The sequence below is a fragment of the Vibrio rumoiensis genome, from assembly GCF_002218045.2.
GTDB lineage: Bacteria > Pseudomonadota > Gammaproteobacteria > Enterobacterales > Vibrionaceae > Vibrio > Vibrio rumoiensis.
Map to the genome: position 1 here is coordinate 2,670,302 of NZ_AP018685.1, position 23,890 is coordinate 2,694,191.

23 protein-coding genes are annotated in these 23,890 nt (G+C 44.0%); 9 read left to right on the top strand and 14 right to left on the bottom strand.

Translation table 11 applies throughout. The features are described from left to right. Positions 1 to 18 precede the first annotated feature (18 nt). Positions 19 to 1,518: a PTS transporter subunit EIIC gene (locus tag VRUMOI_RS12155; protein ID WP_089137662.1), complete on the top strand. Its 1,500-nt coding sequence runs from the start codon at positions 19 to 21 to the stop codon at positions 1,516 to 1,518. A gap of 142 nt (positions 1,519 to 1,660) precedes the next feature. On the opposite strand, the gene VRUMOI_RS19250 is transcribed toward VRUMOI_RS12155, so the two are convergent. Both VRUMOI_RS19250 and VRUMOI_RS12160 read right to left on the bottom strand, forming a co-directional pair. After that, positions 1,661 to 1,831, bottom strand: a complete 171-nt coding sequence (locus VRUMOI_RS19250) for a hypothetical protein (protein ID WP_162598376.1) — start codon at positions 1,829 to 1,831, stop codon at positions 1,661 to 1,663. Continuing rightward, complete coding sequence (locus tag VRUMOI_RS12160) at positions 1,828 to 2,646, bottom strand: helix-turn-helix domain-containing protein (protein WP_089137661.1); 819 nt, start codon at positions 2,644 to 2,646, stop codon at positions 1,828 to 1,830. Before VRUMOI_RS12160 ends, VRUMOI_RS19250 begins: the two co-directional genes overlap by 4 nt. A gap of 154 nt (positions 2,647 to 2,800) precedes the next feature. Here VRUMOI_RS12160 and VRUMOI_RS12165 point away from each other — a divergent pair, with 154 nt between their 5' ends. Continuing rightward, entirely contained in the window at positions 2,801 to 3,730 is a 930-nt protein-coding gene (locus VRUMOI_RS12165; protein WP_089137660.1) for a DMT family transporter, read from the top strand. Positions 3,731 to 3,793: 63 nt separating this feature from the next. Here the strand turns inward: VRUMOI_RS12165 and VRUMOI_RS12170 are convergent, their stop codons facing one another. Next, positions 3,794 to 4,969 carry a MalY/PatB family protein gene (locus VRUMOI_RS12170; protein ID WP_089137659.1) on the bottom strand — a complete coding sequence of 392 codons (1,176 nt, stop codon included), beginning with the start codon at positions 4,967 to 4,969 and terminating at the stop codon, positions 3,794 to 3,796. Positions 4,970 to 5,047: 78 nt separating this feature from the next. Beyond that, positions 5,048 to 6,628 (bottom strand): maltose/glucose-specific PTS transporter subunit IIBC, encoded by a 1,581-nt coding sequence (malX, locus tag VRUMOI_RS12175; RefSeq protein WP_089137658.1) that lies wholly within the window; start codon positions 6,626 to 6,628, stop codon positions 5,048 to 5,050. Positions 6,629 to 6,899: 271 nt separating this feature from the next. On the opposite strand from malX, the gene malI reads away from it, so the two are divergent. The 4 genes from malI to purD all read left to right on the top strand — a co-directional run bounded on the left by malI (position 6,900) and on the right by purD (position 11,394). Next, on the top strand, positions 6,900 to 7,922 hold the full coding sequence (malI, locus tag VRUMOI_RS12180; RefSeq protein ID WP_089137657.1) for a Mal regulon transcriptional regulator MalI: 1,023 nt from the start codon (positions 6,900 to 6,902) through the stop codon (positions 7,920 to 7,922). 56 nt (positions 7,923 to 7,978) lie between these two features. After that, positions 7,979 to 8,182 carry a hypothetical protein gene (locus VRUMOI_RS12185; protein ID WP_089137656.1) on the top strand — a complete coding sequence of 68 codons (204 nt, stop codon included), beginning with the start codon at positions 7,979 to 7,981 and terminating at the stop codon, positions 8,180 to 8,182. A 226-nt stretch (positions 8,183 to 8,408) separates the two neighbouring features. Continuing rightward, a complete protein-coding gene (gene purH, locus VRUMOI_RS12190) occupies positions 8,409 to 10,001 on the top strand; it encodes a bifunctional phosphoribosylaminoimidazolecarboxamide formyltransferase/IMP cyclohydrolase (protein WP_089137732.1) in 1,593 nt (530 codons plus the stop codon). A 97-nt stretch (positions 10,002 to 10,098) separates the two neighbouring features. Beyond that, positions 10,099 to 11,394, top strand: a complete 1,296-nt coding sequence (gene purD, locus VRUMOI_RS12195; protein ID WP_089137655.1) for a phosphoribosylamine--glycine ligase — start codon at positions 10,099 to 10,101, stop codon at positions 11,392 to 11,394. 83 nt (positions 11,395 to 11,477) lie between these two features. Here the strand turns inward: purD and VRUMOI_RS12200 are convergent, their stop codons facing one another. The 3 genes from VRUMOI_RS12200 to VRUMOI_RS12210 form a co-directional block, all read right to left on the bottom strand. Continuing rightward, the gene (locus VRUMOI_RS12200; RefSeq protein WP_089137654.1) at positions 11,478 to 12,209 is read right to left on the bottom strand and encodes a DUF1481 domain-containing protein; all 732 of its coding nucleotides are present in this window, start codon (positions 12,207 to 12,209) and stop codon (positions 11,478 to 11,480) included. An 87-nt stretch (positions 12,210 to 12,296) separates the two neighbouring features. Further along, a complete protein-coding gene (locus VRUMOI_RS12205; protein WP_027695367.1) occupies positions 12,297 to 12,569 on the bottom strand; it encodes an HU family DNA-binding protein in 273 nt (90 codons plus the stop codon). A 253-nt stretch (positions 12,570 to 12,822) separates the two neighbouring features. Next, positions 12,823 to 13,416: a YjaG family protein gene (locus VRUMOI_RS12210; RefSeq protein ID WP_089137653.1), complete on the bottom strand. Its 594-nt coding sequence runs from the start codon at positions 13,414 to 13,416 to the stop codon at positions 12,823 to 12,825. 118 nt (positions 13,417 to 13,534) lie between these two features. Between VRUMOI_RS12210 and VRUMOI_RS12215 the strand changes: the two genes are divergently transcribed. Beyond that, positions 13,535 to 14,494, top strand: a complete 960-nt coding sequence (locus tag VRUMOI_RS12215; RefSeq protein ID WP_089137652.1) for a D-2-hydroxyacid dehydrogenase — start codon at positions 13,535 to 13,537, stop codon at positions 14,492 to 14,494. Positions 14,495 to 14,497: 3 nt separating this feature from the next. Beyond that, the gene (locus tag VRUMOI_RS12220; protein WP_089137651.1) at positions 14,498 to 15,073 is read left to right on the top strand and encodes a uracil-DNA glycosylase family protein; all 576 of its coding nucleotides are present in this window, start codon (positions 14,498 to 14,500) and stop codon (positions 15,071 to 15,073) included. Here VRUMOI_RS12220 and VRUMOI_RS12225 read toward each other — a convergent pair. The 6 genes from VRUMOI_RS12225 to nudC form a co-directional block, all read right to left on the bottom strand. After that, positions 15,057 to 16,223 carry an ABC transporter permease gene (locus tag VRUMOI_RS12225; RefSeq protein WP_089137650.1) on the bottom strand — a complete coding sequence of 389 codons (1,167 nt, stop codon included), beginning with the start codon at positions 16,221 to 16,223 and terminating at the stop codon, positions 15,057 to 15,059. The two genes, VRUMOI_RS12220 and VRUMOI_RS12225, sit on opposite strands and share 17 nt — an antisense overlap. After that, positions 16,220 to 17,377 carry an ABC transporter permease gene (locus VRUMOI_RS12230; protein WP_089137649.1) on the bottom strand — a complete coding sequence of 386 codons (1,158 nt, stop codon included), beginning with the start codon at positions 17,375 to 17,377 and terminating at the stop codon, positions 16,220 to 16,222. The genes VRUMOI_RS12225 and VRUMOI_RS12230 overlap by 4 nt, the downstream gene beginning before the upstream one ends. A 2-nt stretch (positions 17,378 to 17,379) precedes the next feature. Then, complete coding sequence (locus tag VRUMOI_RS12235) at positions 17,380 to 18,366, bottom strand: HlyD family secretion protein (RefSeq protein ID WP_089137648.1); 987 nt, start codon at positions 18,364 to 18,366, stop codon at positions 17,380 to 17,382. Next, complete coding sequence (locus tag VRUMOI_RS12240; protein WP_089137647.1) at positions 18,366 to 19,748, bottom strand: TolC family protein; 1,383 nt, start codon at positions 19,746 to 19,748, stop codon at positions 18,366 to 18,368. Before VRUMOI_RS12240 ends, VRUMOI_RS12235 begins: the two co-directional genes overlap by 1 nt. A gap of 183 nt (positions 19,749 to 19,931) precedes the next feature. Continuing rightward, entirely contained in the window at positions 19,932 to 20,999 is a 1,068-nt protein-coding gene (gene hemE / locus VRUMOI_RS12245) for a uroporphyrinogen decarboxylase (protein WP_089137646.1), read from the bottom strand. A gap of 410 nt (positions 21,000 to 21,409) precedes the next feature. Continuing rightward, positions 21,410 to 22,174 carry an NAD(+) diphosphatase gene (gene nudC / locus VRUMOI_RS12250; RefSeq protein WP_089137645.1) on the bottom strand — a complete coding sequence of 255 codons (765 nt, stop codon included), beginning with the start codon at positions 22,172 to 22,174 and terminating at the stop codon, positions 21,410 to 21,412. A 189-nt stretch (positions 22,175 to 22,363) separates the two neighbouring features. On the opposite strand from nudC, the gene rsd reads away from it, so the two are divergent. Then, positions 22,364 to 22,855, top strand: a complete 492-nt coding sequence (gene rsd, locus VRUMOI_RS12255; RefSeq protein WP_089137644.1) for a sigma D regulator — start codon at positions 22,364 to 22,366, stop codon at positions 22,853 to 22,855. Positions 22,856 to 22,894: 39 nt separating this feature from the next. Here rsd and VRUMOI_RS12260 read toward each other — a convergent pair whose 3' ends face one another. Beyond that, entirely contained in the window at positions 22,895 to 23,788 is an 894-nt protein-coding gene (locus VRUMOI_RS12260; protein ID WP_089137643.1) for a DMT family transporter, read from the bottom strand. Between the last annotated feature and the right edge of the window lie 102 nt (positions 23,789 to 23,890).

A 23,890-nucleotide genomic window follows, 5' to 3' on the forward strand; every position in this document is an offset into this window, starting at 1 on the left:
TCAAGGAGGAAATGATTTATGGACCTTATAAAATCACTCACTGGCGCCGTTTCCAGATTATCGTTAATTGGCCGAGCGTTAATGCTACCGATTTCACTCTTACCCGCTGCAGGCTTATTGCTCGCGTTTGGAGACAAGTTTGACCTACCATTAATGATGCACGCGGGTGGCGTAATCTTTGATAACTTACCCCTATTATTCGCGATTGGATCGGCAGTGGGCTTAGCGGGGGAATCGGGCATTGCAGCATTATCAGCTGCGGTTTCTATTCTCATCATTAACACCACAATAGGCACGATGCTAAATATCACACCAGAAATGGCAATGTCCGGTGGAAAATATGCGTTAGTGCTTGGTATCCCTAGCCTGCAAATGGGCGTGTTTGGTGGCTTAATTTCCGGTATTTTGGCAGCCTATTGCTACAATAAATTTCATGCAATACAGCTTCCTGAATTTCTAGGATTCTTTTCTGGAAAACGTTTTGTTCCACTCGCCACAGCGTTATTTTCCTTTTTTCTTGGTTTATTACTCCCTTATATTTGGGGGCATATTCAAGATGGTATCAATGCGTTATCTGGCATCGTTAATGGTGGTAATCAAGCACTATCCACCTTCATTTTTGGCTTAACAGAAAGGGCGTTAATCCCTCTTGGTTTGCACCATATTTGGTACCCTTCTTTCTGGTATTCATTTGGTGAGTACACCACAACAGCAGGGCAAGTCATTCATGGAGATCAGACTATATGGTTCAAAATGCTTGCCGAAGGTGTGAAATCTTTCTCGACCGATAGCTACCAAAATGCCGGTAAGTTTATGCAAGGCGAGTTTCCTTTGATGCTGTTTGCATTACCTGCAGCCTGTTTGGCCATGTACCATGAAGCCCACACCAAAAACAAAAAAATCGCTGCGGGTATCTTATTTTCTGCCGCATTAACCTGTTTCTTAACAGGCATAACGGAACCGGTAGAGTTCACTTTTATTTTTGTTGCACCTATTTTATACGTCTTTAACGCCATCATGGCGGGCCTGTCTTACATGGCGATGTATTTACTGGATGCTCATATTGCGAAGTCGTTCTCGGCGGGATTAATTGACTACATCTCATTTGGTATTGTTCCATCACTCAACGGTTTTGAAACCAATTATTTAAGCGGAGTGATTGTCGGTATCCCAATGGCAATCATCTATTATGGTGTATTCCGCTTTGTGATCAGAAAGTTAGATGTAAAAACACCGGGTCGTGTCACCATCACGACTAACATCGATGACATTTCAGACAATGAATTGGCCAATAAAGTACTCGCCAGCGTGGGCGGACTTGATAACATTCAATCGTCTACAGCTTGTATCACTCGATTACGATTGCAGCTTAAACAAGGTGATCTTATTGATAAAGATGGCCTCACTCAATTAGGTGCTAAGGGGGTTGTTTATGTCGGCGATACCGGAATCCAAGTAATCCTTGGCTCCAGAGCACAATTTATTTCCAATGAAATTGAAGGGCTATTAAAAGCATAACTCTTACTATTAGTTCAATATGAAAAGGCTTACGTTAATGCGTAAGCCTTTCTTTATATAAAACAAACTCTCTTCACATTTGAAATATGCTGTTGTAATCATGCGCATAACAGTCATACCCCAACAATGTATTGACTCATGTTTAGTGCAACGCCCTCTTCAATAATTCCTGCTGCGCTGCATGCTTTTCTGCTTTTGATTGTCCATCGGTGGTAAGTGCTTGCAGTTGCTTATCACTCATCTGTGTTAAGTAAGTAAAATCTTGCTGTTTGTCGCCAGATAATGCCTGGGTAAACTTTTTAAATAAATTCATAAGGTTTCCTTTGTCGAGGTGGCATTAATTTGTTGTCGGTAAGCGGCTGGGGTTAACCCGGTGTGCTTACGAAACATTTTAATAAACGCCGAAGCATCACTATAACCAAGTTGATAAGCCACTTGGCTAATTGAGTCGGGTTGCTTTAACAATTGCAGCGCGGTGATAATTTTTAATCTCTGGCGCCATTCATTAAAGCTCATGCGTAAGTGCTTTTGAAAGCGTCGATGTAAGGTGCGTTCGGTTGTAAAAACGCGTTTGGCCCATTCTGATAAAGGGCAATTATTGGCTGGGTTGGCTTCTAATTCTTCCAGTATGGGCTGGAGCAATGAATCTTGGGTGGTCGGTAGAAAATCATCAACTTGGTGAGCGCTTGCTAACCGCTCAAGCAATACATCGGTTAAGCAGGTATCTTGATGGCTTTCAATCTTATCCACTTTGCGCGCCACCAGATCATCAATAATCGCCAACACTAAAGGTGGCAGTGCAATCATGCAGGCTTGAGTGGGTAAATCGTGGGAACGTGTAACATCAATATTAATCGCGCAATATTCGATATCTTGGCGATTAAACGCTCGGTGACGAATTTGAGCCGGTGTCCAAATCGCAAAACCGGCAGGTGATACCATTTTTCGTCCATTGACTTCCATTTCAAGCACCCCTTGCTTAATCAGATGTACCTGCCCCCAGTCATGTTGATGAATCATGGTTTCCGTGCCACCGGCAATATGAAAATAATGCACAAATACCGCACTAGGCAACGCGTCCACTAGCTTGGGCATAAAGGTTGAGTTTGCGGTGTCTTTCGTTGTCATTACAAGATCTCTGCTCACTTGTCTGAATCGGCCGATTCACTGTCCGATCGAACCTATGGGTTCACCTATTTTTCGTGCCACACTCTCTACCTCAAAGGTAAAACGTTTTACCTACCCATTTTCATCCGTAGGTCATACATCATGAGGAAGCATCATGGCGACGATTAACCGAACATTATTTATTCAGTGTCTCTTTCCCATTTTTGCCGTTGCGATTTGGGCTACCAATGCCGTGGTCAGCAAAATGGCCACCGCAACGATTGAACCAGGGGCGATTGCGTTTTACCGCTGGTTTGTCGCCTTACTGGTACTCAGCCCTTTTTGTTTACTGCCAACAATAAAACAATGGGATGTGATTAAACGTCATTTGGTCAAGCTCACCGTACTGGCTTCTCTCGGTATGGTACTGAATCAAAGTCTGGCGTATTACGCGGCTTACACCACCAGCGCAACCAACATTGCGATCTTTTTGTCTTTGATGCCGTTAGTTGGGCTTTTTCTTGCGGTGCCACTACTCGGCTCTCAGCTACGTAAAACCACGTTAATCGGTGCGGTGATCTCCTTCTCCGGTTTGCTGTATATGTTGACCGAAGGAAGTCCTTTGCAATTAATGGCGCAAGGGTTAAAGCAAGGTGACATGCTGATGCTGGCTTCCACTTGTGCCTATGCGCTGTATTCAGTACTACTCAACAAATGGAAACTACCGTTAACCACTTGGTGTGCGGTGTATTGTCAGGTACTGCTTGGTGCTTTATTACAATTGCCATTATTGCTCTCAAGCCAACATTGGGGGATTGAAAGCAACGCTTGGCCAATGGTTGGCTTTGCTGCGCTGGCCGCCTCAATCATCGCCCCTTGGTGCTGGTTAAAAGGGGTCGCTTTAATTGGCGCGGAACGTGCAACCTTATTTATGAACTTAGTTCCTATCTTTACCGCCAGTATCAGTGTCTTATTACTGGGTGTGCACCCTACTCAGTTTCACTTAATTGGCGGAGGTTTGGTGTTTGTTGGCTTAACCTTGGCGCAATACAAACCGAAATCTCAGCCAACATTGTCTTCTAACCTAACCATCAACAAAGCTTAATAACGTTTGCCTTGTCAACTGAGGTCGCCCTAGTTATCTCCGCTAGGGCTTTTTTATCGATTATTACGCTTGTTTTAGGCTTTTAATCGCGGCAATCAGCGCCGTTAGGCCAGTTTCGACTTTACTGCGTGGACAACCGACATTCAGACGTACATACCCTTCGCCTTCTTTGCCATAGGTATCTCCTCGCATAATAGCGACCTTATGCTCTTCAATTAAAATACGTTGCAGCTCATCCATATCAATACCAAGCGGGTTCAAATCAATCCAAGCTAAATAGGTGCCTTGTGGGACTTGATAATTCAATTGTGGCAACTCACAAGCCAATTGCTCGGCGACATAACTCAGGTTGCCATGAAGGTATTGTTTTAGCGCTTCTAACCACTCTTCCCCTTGCTGATACGCGGCAATATGCGCGATCACCCCAAGAATCGAAGGCGATGACAAGCCATGCGCTGCTTTTAATTGAGTCAGATAAGCATCACGGTGATCTTGATTGGGTATAAACGCATAAGCCCCGGTTAAGGCTGGAATGTTGAACGATTTAGAACCCGAGCTCACTAACGCCCATTGATCGTTTAGCGCTACCGTTGACCACGGCACATAACGTTCAAACGCCATATCCATGTGAATATCATCGGAAATCACTTTCACTTGATGTCGCTGGCAAATATCGGCCATGCGTTGCAACTCATCAGGCGTCCATACTCGCCCAGTAGGATTCTGCGGGCTACAGAGTAGTAATATTTTGCATTGTGGTAGTGCAGCTTGCGCTTCAAATTGCGGCCAATTTATCTCATAACGGCTTTCAGTTTTGATTAAAGGGCTGGTTAACATTTGTCGATAATTGGCTGACAACATATTACCAAAGGCGTCATAAGCCGGAGTGTGTACTAACACACCATCGCCGGGCTTGCTCCAGAGTAGAATCAGTTGCGAAATAATATAGATCACCGAAGGACCATACACTAACGCCTCGGATGAAAGCTTGGCATCGTAGCGCTTAGCAAACCAATCCGTGACGGCACTTTTAAATTGGTCGTGATTCCAGCGGCTATAACCTAGCACTCCGTGTTCCATTCGTTGCTTTACTGCTTCAAGCACACAAGGCGCGGTTTCAAAGTCCATATCCGAAATGGTAAAAGGCAACAAATCAGCATACCCAAAGCGGTCTTGTACGTAATCCCATTGAGTACAAAAAGTGCCGTGACGATCCACCACGCGAGAAAAATCAAACATACGTAACCTCAAGTTTGAATAAAGACTAACAACAGATAAAGGGTAGAGAACTCCCTACCCTTTAAATAACGCGTGACCTTATGCTGGCGCTTTCATCAATGTTTGCATTTCATTTTTCACCATGTGCACTTGCGGACCAATCACCACCTGTAGGTTATGCTCATCAAGTTTCACAACACCTAGTGCACCATTGGCTTTCAGCACTGCATCGTTGACCAGTGACATATCTTCGACTGACATACGCAAGCGAGTAATGCAGTTATCAAGAGACGTGATATTTTTCGCGCCACCTAATGCTTCAAGGATAATGTCACCTTTGTAGCCTAACTTGCTTTCTTTAACTTCAGCAGCAAAAGCTAATTCATCATTGCTCTCTGCTTCACGGCCTGGCGTTTTTAAGTTAAAGCGAGTAATCGCAAAACGGAACACCCCGTAGTACACCGCAAACCAAACTGCCGCGACAACTGGAACCAAATACCATTCTGTCTTCGTGCCTTGCAGTACCCCAAAGATTAAGAAATCAATAATATTGCCGTCGGTATTACCAATCGTCACACCTAATAGACCCATCACCATAAAGCCTAGGCCAGTTAAAATAGCGTGTACGAAATACAAAACAGGCGCAACAAATAAGAATAAGAATTCAAGTGGCTCAGTAATCCCCCCTACCACACAAGCCACCACACCTGATAGCAATAGCGCTTTCACTTTGCCGCGATTTTCAGGGCGAGCACAGTGGTACATCGCCAATGCAGCACCAGGTAGACCACCTAAGAAAGTCGGCATTTTACCTTGTGATAAGAATGCGGTCGCTTGTGGGTCAAAATTGGTCACATCAGAACAAGATAGCTGAGCGTAGAAAATATTGAGTGCGCCGCTAACTTCTGCGCCACATACCGGCAGAGTACCACCGGCTTCGGTAAAGCGAATTAACGCCACCAGAATATGGTGTAAACCGAATGGTAATAACATGCGCTCGCCAGTACCAAACAAGAATGGGCCAAATGGACCAGCGTGAGAAATCACTGAACCAATGCCATTAATCCCCATCGCAAAGTAAGGCCATACAAGCGGTACAATCAGACCAACCACACCTAATAGCACAGCAGTCACGATAGGCACAAAACGAGCACCACCGAAAAAGGCTAATGAATCTGGCATTTTGTAGGTGTAGAAGCGAGCATGCAGCTTCGCCACGATAATACCCACAATGACCGCACCTAAAATCCCAGTATCAATCGACTGAATACCGATGATCGATTTGACACCATAAGCGGTTTCAAGCTCGGCATTGCCAATCACACCGGCAACGGTTAAGTAGAAATTTACCGATAAGTTCATCGCGGCAAAACCGACGAAACCGGCAAATGCCGCCACGCCTTTTTCTTCACGAGCTAACCCTAGAGGGATGGCAATTGCAAACATCACGGGTAAATAAATAAACGCGACCAAACCAATTTTGGTCATCCACATAAAGATCAGTTGAAGGATAAAATTATCAAGAAAAGGCAGGCTCTCCTTCACCGCAGAGCTAGAAAGTGAACTCCCTACCCCTAATAAGATCCCTGAAAAAGCAAGCAGTGCCACTGGTAACATGAAAGTTTTGCCTAAGCTTTGGAAAAACTCCCAAATAGTGGTTTTGTTCTTTGTATTGGACATAATTGTCACTCCAAATCATCACATATAGGTTGGTTAACCTGATAAAAAGACTGCTAAAACGTTTTATCAATTTGGTTATAAAAATGCCGACAGAAGGTAGATTCAAATAACTGTCGGCATAGTTTTTAATTTCGACACGGAGGATAAAACGTTTTACCTATATATTTTGCCAACTGGATCACGGTTATTTCCCGCTAAAACAAGCATTGTTTGATTTTGTGATCGAGATAAAAGAATCTATCCCCATACACTTTTTATTAATTAGCGGACCATGAGCATACCAAAACCTAAAATCACCGATGTCGCCAAACACGCTGGTGTGTCTGTTTCGACCGTCTCACTCGCTTTGAGTGGAAAAGGTCGCATTTCCGAAGCCACCATCCACAAAGTCAACCAAGCGATTGAAACCTTAGGGTATGTTCGTAATACTGCTGCCGCCAATTTGCGCTCTCACACTTCCAACTTAGTAGGGTTGGTGCTTAAAGATATTACCGATCCTTTTTATATGGGCATCACCGCCGGGTTAAGCGATCAGCTAGAAAAACAAGGCTATATGTTATTTCTTGCTCAATCTGGTAACGATAAAACCAAACAACTGAATTGCCTACAATCAATGATCCAACAAGGTGTAGCAGGATTAATTTTTTGCCCAGTAAGAGAAGGCGCACAAGCTAATTTCGATCTAATCAATCAAGCCAACATTCCAGCGATTAGCATCGCAAGAGCCGATATTAACGCAAGCATTGATTATATCGGCCCTGATAACACCCATGCGGCCACCCTCGCCACCAAACATTTAATTGAACAAGGTCATCGTCATATTGCTTATCTTGGTGGCACCGGCGATTCATTAACCCGCGCTGAACGAATCGGCGGATATTGTTCGACATTAATGCAATACGGTCTGCCGTTTAAAAATGAGTGGATTGTCGAATGTGGAAAAACTCAACAACAAGCCGCTGATGCCGCACAAGAGCTTTTGAATAAACACCCTAAAATTACCGCCTTATTATGCCATCGTTCCGCGACCGCGATTGGCGCAATATATGGCGCACAAGCAGCAGGAAAAACCATCGGTAAAGATAATTACATCGGTCAACAGGTGGCGATTTTAGGTTTTGATGGGGCAGCAGAAGGCGAATTAACCACTCCCTCTTTGAGCTTTGTAAATACTTCGACTCATAATATCGGCCAGCAAGCCGCATTGCAGATTTTACGAAAAATGCAGCAACCGCATTTGCCGCCACAACGTATTATTATCCCTCCTAAAATGATTCTGAGAGACTCGGCTTAACAAGAACACAACTACAGGTTATGATTTAATCACTTTAATATGCTCAAGGATGAAACATGAAAAGTATCACTCATCACTTTCTATTGTTATTGATGGCCGCCACCATGCTCGGTTGTGCTAGCCAAGACAAACAAGAGTTCAAAGAAAACGCCCGTGATGCCGCGCAAGCGACGAAAGAAGCGGGGAAAACCATCGGTCATGCCACCCGTGATGCCGCCAAAGAAACCGGTCACTTTTTCCGAGATATATTCAAAGACTAACCTTTTGATTTTTATCAACAAACAAAAAAGCCAAACGATTGCTCGAGCTTTTTAGTTTGAAGTTAGTTAGAATGTGCGCCATCAAATCTTGGTGTTTCGCGAATAGCCCATCGCCACTCTGAAACAATAAAGATTTTTACCAAAGTATGCTTGTACTCACTTTAGTATCGCTTTGGCAAACATCTTTCTTTGTTTTTAACTCCGTGATTTAAGGAATATGGAAGCCATGCAAAACGCTCGCCCAATTCGCCGCGCTTTAATCAGCGTATCTGACAAAACTGGTATTGTGGAATTCGCTCAAGCACTGACTCAACGTGGTGTAGAAATTCTTTCAACTGGCGGCACATTTAAGCTGCTGCAAGATAATGCCATCACCGCTACAGAAGTGTCTGATTACACAGGTTTTCCTGAAATGATGGACGGTCGTGTTAAAACGCTTCACCCGAAAGTGCATGGTGGCGTATTAGGCCGTCGTGGTACTGATGAAGCCGTAATGGAAGAGCACGGCATCAAGCCTATCGACATCGTCATAGTGAACCTTTATCCCTTTGCTGAAACCGTTGCCAAAGCAGGCTGCAGTTTAGAAGACGCCGTTGAAAACATCGACATTGGCGGCCCAACCATGGTTCGCTCCGCTGCCAAAAACCATAAAGATGTGACCATTGTGGTAAACGCTCACGATTACGATCGCGTGATCGCTGAAATGGATGCTAACGACAAGTCGCTAACGCTAGAAACGCGTTTCGATTTAGCCATTGCAGCATTTGAACACACCGCAGCTTACGACGGTATGATCGCTAACTACTTCGGTACCATGGTTCCTAGCTACGGCGAGAACAAAGAAGGCGATGCAGAAAGCAAATTCCCACGTACCTTCAATCAACAATTCGAGAAAAAGCAAGACATGCGCTACGGTGAGAACAGCCACCAAGCCGCTGCTTTCTACGTAGAAGCCAAACCACAAGAGGCATCGGTGTCTACTGCTCGTCAAATCCAAGGTAAAGCGCTGTCTTACAACAATATCGCCGATACTGACGCGGCGCTAGAGTGTGTGAAAGAGTTTAACGAGCCTGCGTGTGTGATTGTGAAACACGCTAACCCATGTGGTGTGGCACTGGGCTCTGACATCCTAGAAGCCTACAACCGCGCTTACCAAACCGATCCAACCTCTGCTTTCGGTGGCATCATTGCATTTAACCGTGAACTCGATGCCGCAACGGCTCAAGCGATTGTTGATCGTCAATTCGTAGAAGTCATTATTACTCCTTCTGTTTCAGCAGAAGCGATTAAAGTAGTAGAAGCGAAGAAAAACGTTCGCTTACTAGAGTGTGGTGAATGGGCAACGAAGACCACAGGTTTTGATGTGAAACGTGTCAACGGTGGTCTACTGGTTCAAGACCGTGACCAAGGCATGGTAACGCTTGATGACTTGAAAGTCGTTTCAAAACGTCAACCAACCGATGAAGAATTAAAAGACGCACTATTTTGCTGGAAAGTCGCGAAATACGTCAAATCAAACGCGATTGTTTACTCAAAAGGCGACATGACAATTGGTGTGGGTGCAGGCCAAATGAGTCGTGTTTACTCGGCTAAAATTGCCGGCATTAAAGCGGCTGATGAAGGTCTGCAAGTAGAAGGTTGTGTGATGGCATCAGATGCCTTCTTCCCATTCCGTGACGGTATCGACGCAGCTGCAGAAGCCGGCATTAAGTGTGTGATTCAACCAGGCGGTTCAATGCGCGATGACGAAGTGATTGCAGCGGCTGATGAACATGGCATGGCGATGATCTTTACCGGCATGCGTCATTTCCGTCATTAATATTTTCGTGTCTCGTTGCTCGATGTGTCGTTTTTGATTTTCCGAGCAACGAGAAACGAGTGTTCGAGAAACGCTTTTAACAAGAGATACGATAAATATGAACATTTTAATTATTGGCGCCGGCGGCCGCGAACACGCCCTCGGCTGGAAAGCGGCGCAAAACCCAACTGTAGAAACGGTATTCGTTGCTCCGGGCAATGCTGGCACCGCGCTAGAACCTAAGCTGGAAAACGTTAATATCGGCGTTGAAGACATCGATAGCTTAGTCGCGTTTGCCAAAGAAAAGGCCATTGAATTAACCATCGTTGGCCCAGAAGCGCCATTAGTGATTGGTGTCGTGGATGCATTCCGTGCCGCAGGCTTGCCTATCTTTGGCCCAACCAAAGATGCCGCACAACTTGAAGGCTCTAAGGCGTTCACCAAAGACTTCCTAGCGCGTCATAAGATCCCAACAGCTGATTACGCTAACTTCACCGAAATCGAGCCTGCATTGGCTTATGTGCGCGAGAAAGGCGCACCGATTGTGATTAAAGCCGATGGTCTTGCGGCGGGTAAAGGCGTTATCGTTGCGATGACTCTAAAGGAAGCAGAAGATGCCATTCAAGATATGCTGGCGGGCAATGCCTTTGGTGAAGCAGGAAGCCGAGTTGTTGTAGAAGAATTTCTCGATGGCGAAGAAGCCAGCTTTATCGTGATGGTAGATGGCTCAAGCGTACTGCCAATGGCCACCAGCCAAGATCATAAACGTGTGGGTGATAAAGATACTGGGCCGAATACCGGCGGTATGGGCGCTTATTCTCCTGCGCCAGTTGTTACCCCTGAAATCCACCAACGTGTGCTTGATGAGGTTATTTACCCAACCGTACGCGGCATGGATGCAGAGGGTTATCCTTATACTGGCTTCCTTTACGCAGGCCTGATGATCATGGCCGATGGCACACCAAAAGTAATTGAATATAACTGCCGCTTTGGTGATCCAGAAACTCAACCTATCATGATGCGTATGCAATCGGATTTAGTTGAACTGTGCTTAATGGCGGTTGATGAAAAATTAGATGAAGCGGAATCACATTGGGATCCTCGTGCCTCGATTGGCATTGTGTTAGCCGCCGGTGGTTATCCGGGTGATTACGCAAAAGGCGATGTGATTAACTTACCTACAGACGCAAGTGTTGAAGACCAAAAAATCTTCCACGCAGGCACGGCAAATAATGCTGATGGCGATGTGGTCACGGCAGGCGGCCGTGTACTGTGTGCGACGGCATTAGGTAATACGGTATCCGAAGCGCAACAACGTGCCTACCAGCTAGCCAAGCAAGTCAGCTGGAATGGTATGTTCCATCGCAACGATATTGGCTACCGTGCGATTGCTCGCGAACAAGAGCAAGAATAAATTCTCAGTCGAATAAAAAGCAAAAGCGCGCACTTCATAACAGTGCGCGCTTTTTTATATTCCAAGGATAATAAAGTTAACTATTAATTCATAATCAGGTGAGCTCGTTGAATACAACCATGAGTAGGTTCATCCAACGATAATAATTTCTCCACCGTCACAGTTTTTCTCTTTTTATCTTTATAACCAATAAATGCGGCATAACTGTTTAAACCATTGATGCGTTCTTTCACCGAGATTGGTAGATTGGCGGCTTGATCAAACTGCAAGTGGTTATATTGAACGCCATCACATGAATCGAAGGTACTACCATTCCATATACCTTGAATTAACTCAAAGCCTTGCTCATGAATATCATCGACTTTTTTAACTAACTCTTCGGCTTGCTGAGAGTAAAAATCTAAATCTTTTTGGTTTAATGGCAGTATTTGGTTATCTAAACGATAACGCTGATAAATCGCCTCACCTTCCGAGCTAAAGCGAATATGCACAAGAAATGGTTTTAAGCCATCACTACTTTGTTGCATTTCACCTTCACGAACGATCTCTTTAATCGTGCCATCTTGCCACTGATAGCTACTTTTATACCAAGCATTATCAGACAATTGAACATAATCAGATGCCACTTTCGGCTTGGATAGCGCTCGGGTATACCAATAGAAAGCTTTTGAACTGCCTTCTAATTCACCACCGGATAAATCGGCTGACTCAACCGAGCCTGAGAATTTACTGCTGATATGGTCTGCCCATGAGCCTGGCGATGAACAACCGGCAAGCAAAGACAAAATGAGAATTGAAAATAAACTACGCTTCATAAAAAACTACGCCGAGAAGACACTCAGCGTAGTATATACATAAACAACCGCTGGGTGCGAGTTGCAAATTATCAGGACAAAGTAAAATTATTTTACTGCGTCTTTAAGAGCTTTACCGGCTGTGAATGCAGGAACGTTTGCTGCAGAGATTTGGATCTCAGCACCCGTTTTAGGGTTACGACCTGTGCGAGCTGCGCGGTGATTAATTTTAAAAGTACCAAAACCAATTAGTTGCACTTGATCGCCATCTTTAAGTGCGCCAGTTACGCCTTCAAGAGTTGCTTCAAGAGCCGCTTTTGCTTGAGCTTTAGATAGATCTGCTTTTTCAGCAATGGCATCGATTAATTGAGTCTTGTTCATTCTAGGTTTCCCTTCTAATTGTTTTTTAGTGTCTGAATCCACTCTAAATCATAAATGCCCCGTCTGGCAAAGGTTTGTGGCACTTCTTTTGCTCTTATGACGAGAATTTAACCATAAATTGAGCTTTAACTCACATTTTGCATTTTTTAAGTAAAATCAATGACAAAAATGTGAATCTCCAGCTATAAGTCTTTTCTTACATTCTTGAGCAATTGATTCATTTTACGAATCAATAACAGTGCAACGGAGCAAGTTAATGTTCCACACTAATACCAATGTTACTGATGCCTTCTTCGCGTAACTCCATACGCAATTCTTTGATCAATTCAATATCACGCGTTTCCGACTCACGCAGCGGGCGGAATAATGCCCATTGAACATCCCACTCTTGGCAAACTGCTTCATTTTCTTTTTGGTTTTCATTGGTAATTTCATCACTACCTTGCGCTTCTTCAAGTTGCGCGACCGTCTTCACAGAGACTTGGCTTAAATCAATCATCGCTTCAAACATTTCTTCACGATCGAGTAGCGCATGCAGCAGAATCGATAAACCGATACAAGCATCAATCGCAGGGTAGACGGCATAGAATTGATAGTCTTCTGAGCTTGGGATCAACTCTTCCAACTTTTCCAACTGACGTTCAAAATTCACTTTAGCCGTTTTAACCGTTAGGATTTCCCAAACACTGTCTAAAATCTCACGATATTTGCGCGCATCGGCAAATTCAGTGTTTTCACAAAACAAAGCATAGTTTGGGTACATACGCTCACATAGGCAGGCCATGAACGTCATTTGTTGCCAAGGGACGAATTTTTCTAGACGGACTTGAAGGGGATTCTGTAGCATAATTAGGTTAACTCATTTCAATTAATACCAGACAAGGGAAGTGTACTTGATAACCGTATCGTTTACTTGAAAAAGCATTCGGTTTACCCAAAAAAAGCAAGGAGCTCACTGCAACGTTATGAAATCGACCGACGACGGACAATCCGCACCATTAAGCTTAACAGCACCATTATTGTATATCCTTTCCAATCAGGCCAAGGCTTATCAAGCGCTATTAGCGAACTCAACCCTCTCAAATATTGAGTTAACTTCCGATGCATCTCAAGCCACCATAGTGCTTGCCGACCCCCCTCTTTTATCCAAACAATTAGATGATTTCCCTAAGCTACTGTGGGCACAATCCACCTTTGCCGGGATTGATGCGTTAATTACCCCGTCATTGCGCCAAGATTATCAACTAACCAATGTGAAAGGGATTTTTGGCCAGTTGATCAGTGAATATGTTTTAGGTTATAGCCTGAGCTATTTCCGCCATTTTTCCGACTACCAACAACAACAAAGCGAACAAAAATGGCAACCTCATGCTTATCAATCGGTAGTAGGAAAAACACTGGTCATTCTTGGTACCGGTTCGATTGGGAACAAATTAGCCCAAGCCGCTTCAGCACTTGGTTTTATCTGTTTAGGTGTCAATCGCAGCGGCCAAACGCCACCGAATAGTCACTTCCAACAATGCTATTCCATGGAAAAAATTGACTGTGCACTAGAGCAAGCCAGCATTGTGGTGAATGCCCTACCAAGTACCCAACAAACTCGGCACATCTTAAACCAGCAGCACTTGTTTCATTGTCAAAATGCGCTGCTATTTAATATAGGTCGAGGCGATGCCGTGGATGAGCAAGGATTGGTATTGGCTCTTGAAAAAGGCTGGGTAGCGCACGCCTATTTAGATGTCTTTCCCGTTGAACCACTTCCACAAAGCAGCCAGTATTGGCAACATCCGAACGTGACGATCACGCCACACATTGCCGCCACCAGTTTTCCTGAGCAAGTGTTTGAAATTTTTGAGCAAAACTGTCACCGCTGGCTGACTCAGCAACCGCTGCTCAATCAAATCGATTTTGATTTAGGGTACTAACCAATGGCCGGCCAATTTGATCAATTAATGACACAAATAGCGCAGTGCCAAATTTGCGCCCCACATCTTGAGCATGGTTGCCGCCCAGTAGTGCAAGCGCATCCCGATGCCAAAGTATTGATTATTGGCCAAGCGCCAGGGTTGAAAGTACACCAAAGTGGCAAGCCGTTTAATGATGCCAGTGGTGAGCGTTTACGCCAGTGGATGGGTATTGATGAAGGTCGTTTTTATGATCCGCAGTTTCTAGCCATTATACCGATGGGATTTTGTTATCCCGGTAAAGGCAAAAGTGGTGATTTACCACCACGTCAAGAATGTGCCCCGCACTGGCATAAACAGCTGCTGGATCAATTACCCAATATTGAATTGATATTGTTAATAGGCCAATACGCGCAAAATTACTACCTAGAGAATAAACCCAAAACGGTCACCGAAACCGTTCAAGCTTGGCAGCAGTATCAACCTAAATATCTACCGTTGCCGCACCCTTCGCCACGCAATAATATCTGGTTAAAGAAAAATCCTTGGTTTGAGCAAGCGCTCATTCCGCATCTGCAAAGTATTATTGCTGAACTGTAACGCTAGTCGATGTCGCTTTACGCTGTATCAGCCACCATGCTAATCCGCCATAAATAGCGGCTTGCCCCCAAAGATGCCACACATAAGGAAGGATCTGCTGGAAGCTTGCTCCCATTTGATTAACACGCAAAAAGCCATTAATTGCAGGTGTCGAAGGCGCTAATTGTGCTAACCACTTGAGCAAACTGGGCAACTCCGAAGTCGGCCAGACAAAACCGGCACAAAAAACCAAAGGCAACGAACTCAGCACCACAATTAACGTCGCCAGCTCTTTGCGAGGGATTAGCTCGCCCATCACCATCCCCAAACCTATGACGGCCAATAAAAATGGAATTATCAGTACAAATAAATGGGAAATAGAAGCCAAGCGGCTAATACCATAAAACTCAAAGCTAAATCCGAAGTAATACATCACTAGGGGAAGATAAGTCAGCAATAAGATCACTGCTCGTGCCGACCACATATCAAACGCCGAACAATCTTGCCAATAACCCGATTGATTAGTGCGACGCTGCTCATTCATCCCACCACCTAACAACCCCGCTGCAATCAATAAGGTTTGATGCAAAATCAGCACAAACACTGCAGGTACAATGTAATTGATATAACCATTGGTCGGATTAAACACCGGTTGCATCGACAGTGTAATAGGTGAATATTGCTGCGATGCTAACACCAGGTTCTTACCAGACATCACCATTCGCGATACTTTTGCCTGCGCCGATAAAGTGCCTCCTGCGGTCGCTAAACCTTCGACTACTGTACCGTAAATCAAGAAATAAGCCGCATCCCCTGCGTAAGCTAAGGTCGGGCTTTTTCCCAATAATAAATCACGACTAAAGTGGCGAGGGATCAATAAAATCCCATGGACCTTACCTTGATTAAATAATGCTTTTGCATCTTCGAGACTATAAGCATGCTCGGTGATCTGTACCTGTGGCGTGGCATCCACCATTCTTTCTAATTTTCGACTAGTGGAAGTGTTATCTAAATTTATCACCACAATCGATTGCTCACGTGGTAATTGTTGGCTATAAGGCAAAGGGTATAAAAATGAATACATCACGACTCCGCCAAACACAGTGAGCAGTAACGCCGAATTGGTGTAAACCGACTTTAATTCACAACGAAACACTTGCCACCAGCTCATGATATCTTCTCCAGCTTACTGGCTGACACCAAAACTCGCGCTCTTAAATATACCACACTCAATAGTGCCAAAAATAAACCAAGTGCCAACAATGGGACCGCAGCTTGCGCTAATTCGACACCGTTATTTACTTGCATCACTTGCACATCAATATAATGGCTGACCGGTAATAAACTGCGCCAAATCTGGCCTAATAATGGCATGTCACTGGTTGGAAACGTGATTCCCATAAAAGCGAATGCAGGGGCAGTAAAAGCGGCAACAAAACTCATTGAACGGGTCGCATCAAGAGTGAGCATAAAAAATAATGCGCCAACGCTTTGGCAAGCGAACACCATCAATATTTGAGCACCCAACAATATTCCCCAACTGCCATGCATTGGCCAATCCAACCCTCCATACATCACCACTAAAAATCCAATGCCTTGCGCTAGATACACAGGTGAATAAGCCAGCAGCTTAATGACAATAGCCTGAAAAGGATGAACCCCAAGCCAAGTCTTCATGCCTTGGGTTCTTTGCTCGAATGAAAAACTTAGTACGGTAGTCGCGACAATAAAAATCTGCCATAAGGCTGGAATCGCAGCAGAAACTAAGAATTGGCCATAATGACTATTACTATTAAATAACGCGGTGATTTGAGTTTGAACTGGCACGGCTTGAGCAAGTGCTTGCTGCGGCACAGTATCGCCTTTGCTCATGTTTTTTGCCGCTTCAATTCGAGCATTAAACGTACCTTGCGCCTGCTGCATTGCCGCGCTGACTAATTTCCCAATCAAGATAAATTGGCTGTTATAGAAAGTGGTAATAGTAGGAGAATGCCCAAGTAAGACATCTTGAGTAAGGTTATCTGGGATCACGATTAAGGCGTAAATCTTACCCGATTGCAGATCTTGCTTACCTTCAAGTACTGAAGTGTAGCTTTGAGTCACTTTTAAAGTAGGGCTAGCATCGTAATAACGCACCACTCCACGCGACATACTTGAGTGCTCAAAATCAACCACACCTATTGCAAGATCTCGGGCACTTCCAGCAGAAAATATCCACCATAAGGCAAAAAACATCAATACCGGCAGCCAAAACAACATGGCGTTTAACCAAGGTTGTTTCACCATCAACTGCCACTCTCGCCGCCATGCTTGACGCTTAAACATGATTAATCTGCCGTATGCTCAAGCAAAACGCTCATACCAACTCGCAAACCGTCAATCGGCTTACTTGGCCTAGCCTCCACTTCAAAAGTGCGCATATCAAAACCTTGGTTAGCATCGGTAGTACGCCAAGTCGCAAAATCCCCCATGACTGCGACATGAGAAACCACAAAGGTATACTGCTCATCGCCTAGAGCAGGAATGGTAACATTCAATTTAGTGCCTTGTGTAAACCATTTCAGCCTATCTTCACGAACGTGGAAAATCGCCCATGCATCCTGCATATCTAAAATAGTCACGACAGGAAAACCTTGTGGTGCCAACTCACCTGAACGTAATAAAATATCGCTCACTTCGCCATCATGCCAGCTGGAAATTTGAGTATCCGCAGCATAGGCTTCAACCTCAGCGACCGCACCGGCGGCTTGCTTTTCTTGCTGTTGAGCGGCGCGCTTGGTTTCATCTCGAGCCCCTTCTTGCGCCATTTGATACATTTGATAAGCAGCACGTTCGGTATAAAGCGCCGCTTGCCATTGAGTATACGCTTCGTCACGTTTTTGCTCAGCCACCACCCCGTCTTGATATAAGTTTTGCACGCGTTGGTAGGTTTTTTCCATCAAACGAGAAGCGGCTTTGGCTTTACGCCATTGATCTTGCGCGGCAGCAATTTCTTGATTACGTGCGCCTTTTTCGGCTTGCTCCGCCATCGCCCCTGCCGCCCCTTGTGCCGCTTTTGCTTGGGCGAGTTTTGCTTCTATTTCTGGACTCAATAACGTAAATATTTGCTGACCCGACTTCACTTGATCGCCTTTTTTTACTAAAACCTGATCAATTCTCCCCGGTACCTTAGATGAAATCAAATATTGCTGGGCTTCAATTTGCCCTTGGAAACGTTGTGGTTTGGGTTGATAGGCTAGCCAAAAAGTATAGGCTAACCAACTGACTATCAAGGCAATAACAAGGGTAAAAACCATCGATTTTGATATGCGCATTATTGAACCTCTAATCCTTGATATTGTTGGTATTGATTGAAACTATCAACTTCGCCGCTTACCGCTAATAAGCGCGATAACGAAAGAACATATTGGTAGGCAGCTGCCGAGCGTTGTGTTTTGATGCTATTGAGATACATTTCCGCATCCACTACATCCAATGACGTAGCAAGCCCTTGGCTAAAGGCTTTCTTTTGTAGACGAATATTTTCATTAGCCATGCTGACATTCGAGGCCAAACCATTGTATTCCTCTAAAGCTTGATTGGCTTCTCGATAGGTTTTTTCCACTAACAATGATAAATCTTGTTTCGCTTGAGCACGTAAGTACCCCACTTTTTTGATGGCACTATGTGCCGCACCCACTTTTTCTGAACGACCAGAGCTATCAAGTAAAGGAATGCTGACCCCAACCCCAACCAACCAATCCGGAGTATTATCGCCGACTAAAGTGTCATCTTGATACAGATTGTAATTACCGTAGACATAGACTTCAGGGTAATACTTGCCTTTTTCTACATCGACTAACCCGCTCGCTTGTTTTTCTTTGGCATCAAGAATGCTTAAGCCAGGATAATCTTGCAGTGTTTTATCCATAAACGCCTGCATTGGAGGTAGGCTTTTATTAATAAATAAATGAGTGGAAGGATCGACTAAAGATGGTGATTTAATCAAATTGGTCAGCGCCATTTGCGCTATTTCAACATCTCGCTGCGCTTTTTTGGTGTCGACTTTAGCTTTTTGATAAGCGGCCTCAGCTTGCAAACGCTGTACTCTGGCAATTTGACCTTGTTGCTCCATTTTAACGGCGTGGTCAAAGTGTTCTTTCAAGCCTTTTTCGACTTCTTGTCTGGTTGATAGCACTTGTTGAGATAACACCACACCAAAGTAATATTTAGACAAATCTTCAAACTTGCCTTGCTGCTTCATGGCAAATAAATATTTAGCTTCTTCTGATTTAGCTTTAGCAATATCTTGCGCAGCAGAAATACGCCCGCCAGTAAAAATAGGCCAAATGGCGCGAATAGAACTGGTAAACACATCTTTCTCGACGAGAGTGGAAGTCAGCATGCCATCAAAGGCTTGGGTTAATGCACTCGCACCAACAGAGGTACTGTCGGCAAGTTCAGAAGGCGACACCGTTATGTCGTCATCTAGGCGGGTATAATTAGCACTTAAGGTAATACTCGGCAAATTCATCGCACTCGCCGCTTGCTGTTTATATTCGGCCTGCTCAACACTGGCTCTTTCCGCAGCTAGCCCGTCATTATTGTTCAATAATGATTGCCACGCTTGGTAAAAGGTGACCTCTTGCGCCAAGCTTGAAAAGGAAGGAAGCAACAAAAAAAAACCAATACAAGTGGTTAACTTCAATTTAATCATAACCTTATCAATTCATCCTTAAGCCAAATAAGCATCTTGGCATACAGCTTAGAGTGTGTACTCTAAAACTGCAATAGACTGATCGGATCTGTGCTAGTAAGTTGTTCGCTCAGGCGATAAAAATAAAAAAGCGCAGACTATCGGCTGCGCTTAGTAATGGATTCATTGTACGTCAATTATCCGTTATTTATGATAAGGCTTAGACAATTCGTGCACCGCGTCAACAAATACACCGGCATTTTCAGGTGGAACATCTAAATGGATACCGTGACCCAAGTTAAAGACATGGCCAGTACCTGCATCACCGAAACCTTCTAAGATCGAAGCCACTTCTTGACGAATACGTTCAGGCTGAGCATACAGAATTGACGGATCCATATTGCCTTGTAGCGCCACTTTATCCCCCACACGAGCAACCGCATCGGCGATATTAATCGTCCAATCAAGGCCAACCGCATCACAACCTGTCGCAGCAATTTTCTCAAGCCACATGCCACCATTTTTGGTGAAGAGCGTCACAGGGACACGGCGACCGTCATTTTCACGGATCAACCCATCGACAATTTTATGCATGTACTGCAATGAGAAATCATTGTAATCACGTGGGGTTAATACGCCGCCCCAGGTATCAAAGACCATAACAGACTGCGCACCCGCTTTGATTTGGGCATTCAAATATTCAATGACACTGTCAGCCAATTTGTCTAAAAGCGCATGAAGGATGGTAGGATCGGCATACATCATTTTTTTGATTTTAGTGAAAGCCTTAGAGCTACCACCTTCCACCATGTAAGTCGCTAATGTCCACGGGCTGCCAGAGAAACCAATCAGCGGCACTTCACCTTGCAAATCTTTGCGAATTTGACGAACCGCGTTCATTACATACTGCAATTCGCCTTCTGGATCAGGCAAACCAATTTTATCAACATCGGCTTTGCAGGTAATTGGGCGTTCAAATTTAGGGCCTTCACCGGCTTCAAAGTACAAACCAAGTCCCATTGCATCAGGAATAGTTAGAATATCAGAAAACAAAATTGCCGCATCAAGAGGAAAACGACGTAATGGTTGAAGCGTCACTTCAGAAGCTAATTCGGCATTTTTACATAAAGACATAAAGTCACCCGCGACACTGCGCGTTTGACGATATTCAGGTAAATAACGACCCGCTTGGCGCATCATCCATACTGGCGTGTAATCTACAGGCTGTTTTAATAACGCACGTAGATAGCGATCATTCTTCAATTCAGTCATTTTTCTATCCTAAAAATTGGGCAGTCTTTATTTTGCTTATATTCTAACATTACACAGCGCACATTTTGCTAATGGTTTGTAAGACAGATCATGTTCTTGAACATTAAAATCCATCGCTATTTGCCTCAATTGAGCTATTTGTTAATACTTTGTGCGCTAGCAAAATTATAACGAGCTTGAACACATGAATGTTCAGCATCTCATAACGACATCTTACTTACCCCTCCGGCAATCCCGGAGGTTTTTTTTATTCCCTTCGCAATTGAAGCTTCAACGTCGTTGACTGCATTTATTCGCCCCTATCATTTAGACAAACTAAAATCATGGAGCCTCACTCACTACTTATCGCCTATCTGTTACTCCAATTTCTTTGGGAATAATCGTTAAGCATATGGAATAAAATTATGCTGTTATTCAATTTCACAACCTAGTGTATGTTCGATCAAAGCGCGTGCAATCGTACCTTTTGGTGCAACAGGAGGTAATTCATCGGCGTTAAACCAACCCGCTGACGACAATTCAAAATCATCAACTCTAATCTCACCACTTTCATAGTCAGCTAAAAAAGCCATCATCATGCTGGATGGGAATGCCCAAGGTTGACTACCAAAATAACGAATATTAGTGACATTAATGCCCGTTTCTTCTTTTATTTCTCGAGCGACACATTGCTCTAGTGTTTCCCCTACTTCGACAAAGCCTGCAATCACGGTATGCATGCCGCTTTTATGTCGAGCATGTTGCGCCAATAAAATCTTATCGTCTTTGCGGATCGCGACAATAATACAGGGAAAAATTCTTGGGTAATGTAAAGTACGGCAATCATTACACTGCATCGCCAGCTGGTTATGATTAAGATGATTTCTCCCGCCACACTGTGAGCAAAAGCGCTGAGAAACGGCCATGTAACCATACTGTACGGCTCGACTCGCCATAAGAAATATCGTTTCCGATAAACACAACAGCTCTCGTAACGGCGTCATTTCGAGCTCAAAATCCAGTTCACTGGCATTGATCCACGCACACGGAACACCATTCAGATCACCAATTATCACGGCATGTTCTGTCGGTAAATTTAATTCTTCAGCAGATCCATAAGGCAATGTTTTGTCTTGTAAATGTAACGCACTGCCATCAACGATACACCAGTTTACTTTTTGATCTTTTTTTAACATCGGCTCATCTCATTGCTTGAAGTTCCACCATTTTACTGGCAATCTAATTTCATACCAGTGCTTATCGATTTGCTGTCTATAACCACTCATATCACTACATGGTATACACTATCAAAAAGGACCCTCTATTGATAAAAAAGTAGAGCGGCTAAACGCCAATAACGCGTTAGCTATTATGAGGATACAGCCATGCTAAATAAACTAAAACAAACTCAAGCACAATTTGGCGGTTCCAGTGAAGTCATCGACCATTGGCTCGACACTAGACAAAACTTGATTGTTGAATATTGGAAATTGGCGGCACTAAAGCCAAGCCAACATAAAAAAACAGCAATAGAGAAGCTCCCTTCTCCGGAAGAATTACAAAACTTCTGCCAGCATGTGGTGGATTATATTTCTGAAGGGCATTTCAAAATTTACGATATGGTGATGCAAAAGTGGGAATCAACCGGCTTTTCTCCAACCGAAGAAATTAATAATACTTACTTTCAAATCGTAAACACCACCGACCCGTTACTCAATTACACCGATAAGTATGCCGATGTTGGGGCTGAAGATGAACTCGAAGATTTTGATTTCGATTTATCACAAATTGGCGAAGTATTAGAAGAGCGCTTTGAAGTGGAAGATCAGCTCATCCAAATGATCGCTGAAAGCTTAGAGATTCCACCAGGGGCATAAATGACACCCCCTTAGGATTATCACTCGCTCTGATAATCCTTATTTTTGTGGCACTTTTGCCATCATAGGTTTAGTGTCGCGGCTTCGCTGAGTCAAAATCACACCACTAATAATCATCGCCATTCCGGTATAATCAAACCAAGAAAGGCTCGCCCCTAACAACCAACTAGCAAAAACAGCCGTCACTGCGGGCATGAGATTCATAAAGATCGCGGCTCTATCTGCGCCTAAGTGTTCAATGCCCATCATCCAACACCAAGGTGCAATCACGGAAGCAAGCAAACCTGCATACAGTATCAATGGAACAGTTTGAGATGAAAACTGAGTAGGCTTACTTAAAATAAATAATGGTAACAATAACACCAGCGCAAAACACACCTGAACATAAACAGACTGCCAATTAGAAATCGGCATGCGCCATCGCTTGATCAGCACCACATACAGCGCGTATGCCAACGTACCAAGTAATACCAAAACATCTCCTCGGTTCATCCCATGAGCAAACAAAGCTTGAATATCTCCATGGGCTAGCATGATGATCAGGCCGGCAAACGAGACACTTGCTCCCAAAACGGCATACACTGTCAGTTTTTGTTTAAGCAATGGAATACTAAGAAACAATCCCATTAAGGGAACTAATGACGTAATTAACGATAAATTTAAGGCTGTCGTGCTCAAACCTGCGTAATAACCGAGAGACTGATTCAGCACCATTCCAAGCAAAGATAAAAAAGCTAATTTGGATAAATAAGGGAGTAAATATTTTCGGTGCTTCCAAGTAGACAAGGCTAAAAATGGCGTAAGTAAAATAAAAGCAATGAGCCAACGATAAAAAGAAATCGCGCCAGGATCGATCACCGTCGAGGCCATTTTATTTATGATGGCATTTCCTGCCCAAATAAACACGGTGATGATGGGGAAAAGATAATACATTCAGTAAACCAAGAACCTAATAAGCGGTATCGCGAGTATACGCCTTAACAACATCACCAAAAACAAAAAAGGCACCCTAAGGTGCCTTTTTAACAGTCTTGA

Excerpts from the sequence above, each read along its gene's own strand:
- VRUMOI_RS12185 (WP_089137656.1), top strand. The coding sequence starts at position 7,979 with ATGAAAAGTATCACTCATCACTTTCTATTGTTATTGATGGCCGCCACC.
- purH (WP_089137732.1), top strand. The coding sequence starts at position 8,409 with ATGCAAAACGCTCGCCCAATTCGCCGCGCTTTAATCAGCGTATCTGAC.
- VRUMOI_RS12165 (WP_089137660.1), top strand. The coding sequence starts at position 2,801 with ATGGCGACGATTAACCGAACATTATTTATTCAGTGTCTCTTTCCCATT.
- VRUMOI_RS12240 (WP_089137647.1), bottom strand. The coding sequence starts at position 19,748 with ATGATTAAATTGAAGTTAACCACTTGTATTGGTTTTTTTTTGTTGCTT.
- VRUMOI_RS12210 (WP_089137653.1), bottom strand. The coding sequence starts at position 13,416 with ATGCTACAGAATCCCCTTCAAGTCCGTCTAGAAAAATTCGTCCCTTGG.
- VRUMOI_RS12260 (WP_089137643.1), bottom strand. The coding sequence starts at position 23,788 with ATGTATTATCTTTTCCCCATCATCACCGTGTTTATTTGGGCAGGAAAT.
- VRUMOI_RS12155 (WP_089137662.1), top strand. The coding sequence starts at position 19 with ATGGACCTTATAAAATCACTCACTGGCGCCGTTTCCAGATTATCGTTA.
- VRUMOI_RS12205 (WP_027695367.1), bottom strand. The coding sequence starts at position 12,569 with ATGAACAAGACTCAATTAATCGATGCCATTGCTGAAAAAGCAGATCTA.
- nudC (WP_089137645.1), bottom strand. The coding sequence starts at position 22,174 with ATGTTAAAAAAAGATCAAAAAGTAAACTGGTGTATCGTTGATGGCAGT.
- hemE (WP_089137646.1), bottom strand. The coding sequence starts at position 20,999 with ATGACTGAATTGAAGAATGATCGCTATCTACGTGCGTTATTAAAACAG.
- VRUMOI_RS12235 (WP_089137648.1), bottom strand. The coding sequence starts at position 18,366 with ATGCGCATATCAAAATCGATGGTTTTTACCCTTGTTATTGCCTTGATA.
- VRUMOI_RS12215 (WP_089137652.1), top strand. The coding sequence starts at position 13,535 with ATGAAATCGACCGACGACGGACAATCCGCACCATTAAGCTTAACAGCA.
- rsd (WP_089137644.1), top strand. The coding sequence starts at position 22,364 with ATGCTAAATAAACTAAAACAAACTCAAGCACAATTTGGCGGTTCCAGT.
- VRUMOI_RS12225 (WP_089137650.1), bottom strand. The coding sequence starts at position 16,223 with ATGAGCTGGTGGCAAGTGTTTCGTTGTGAATTAAAGTCGGTTTACACC.
- malX (WP_089137658.1), bottom strand. The coding sequence starts at position 6,628 with ATGTCCAATACAAAGAACAAAACCACTATTTGGGAGTTTTTCCAAAGC.
- VRUMOI_RS12230 (WP_089137649.1), bottom strand. The coding sequence starts at position 17,377 with ATGTTTAAGCGTCAAGCATGGCGGCGAGAGTGGCAGTTGATGGTGAAA.
- malI (WP_089137657.1), top strand. The coding sequence starts at position 6,900 with ATGAGCATACCAAAACCTAAAATCACCGATGTCGCCAAACACGCTGGT.
- purD (WP_089137655.1), top strand. The coding sequence starts at position 10,099 with ATGAACATTTTAATTATTGGCGCCGGCGGCCGCGAACACGCCCTCGGC.
- VRUMOI_RS12170 (WP_089137659.1), bottom strand. The coding sequence starts at position 4,969 with ATGTTTGATTTTTCTCGCGTGGTGGATCGTCACGGCACTTTTTGTACT.
- VRUMOI_RS12160 (WP_089137661.1), bottom strand. The coding sequence starts at position 2,646 with ATGACAACGAAAGACACCGCAAACTCAACCTTTATGCCCAAGCTAGTG.
- VRUMOI_RS19250 (WP_162598376.1), bottom strand. The coding sequence starts at position 1,831 with ATGAATTTATTTAAAAAGTTTACCCAGGCATTATCTGGCGACAAACAG.
- VRUMOI_RS12220 (WP_089137651.1), top strand. The coding sequence starts at position 14,498 with ATGGCCGGCCAATTTGATCAATTAATGACACAAATAGCGCAGTGCCAA.
- VRUMOI_RS12200 (WP_089137654.1), bottom strand. The coding sequence starts at position 12,209 with ATGAAGCGTAGTTTATTTTCAATTCTCATTTTGTCTTTGCTTGCCGGT.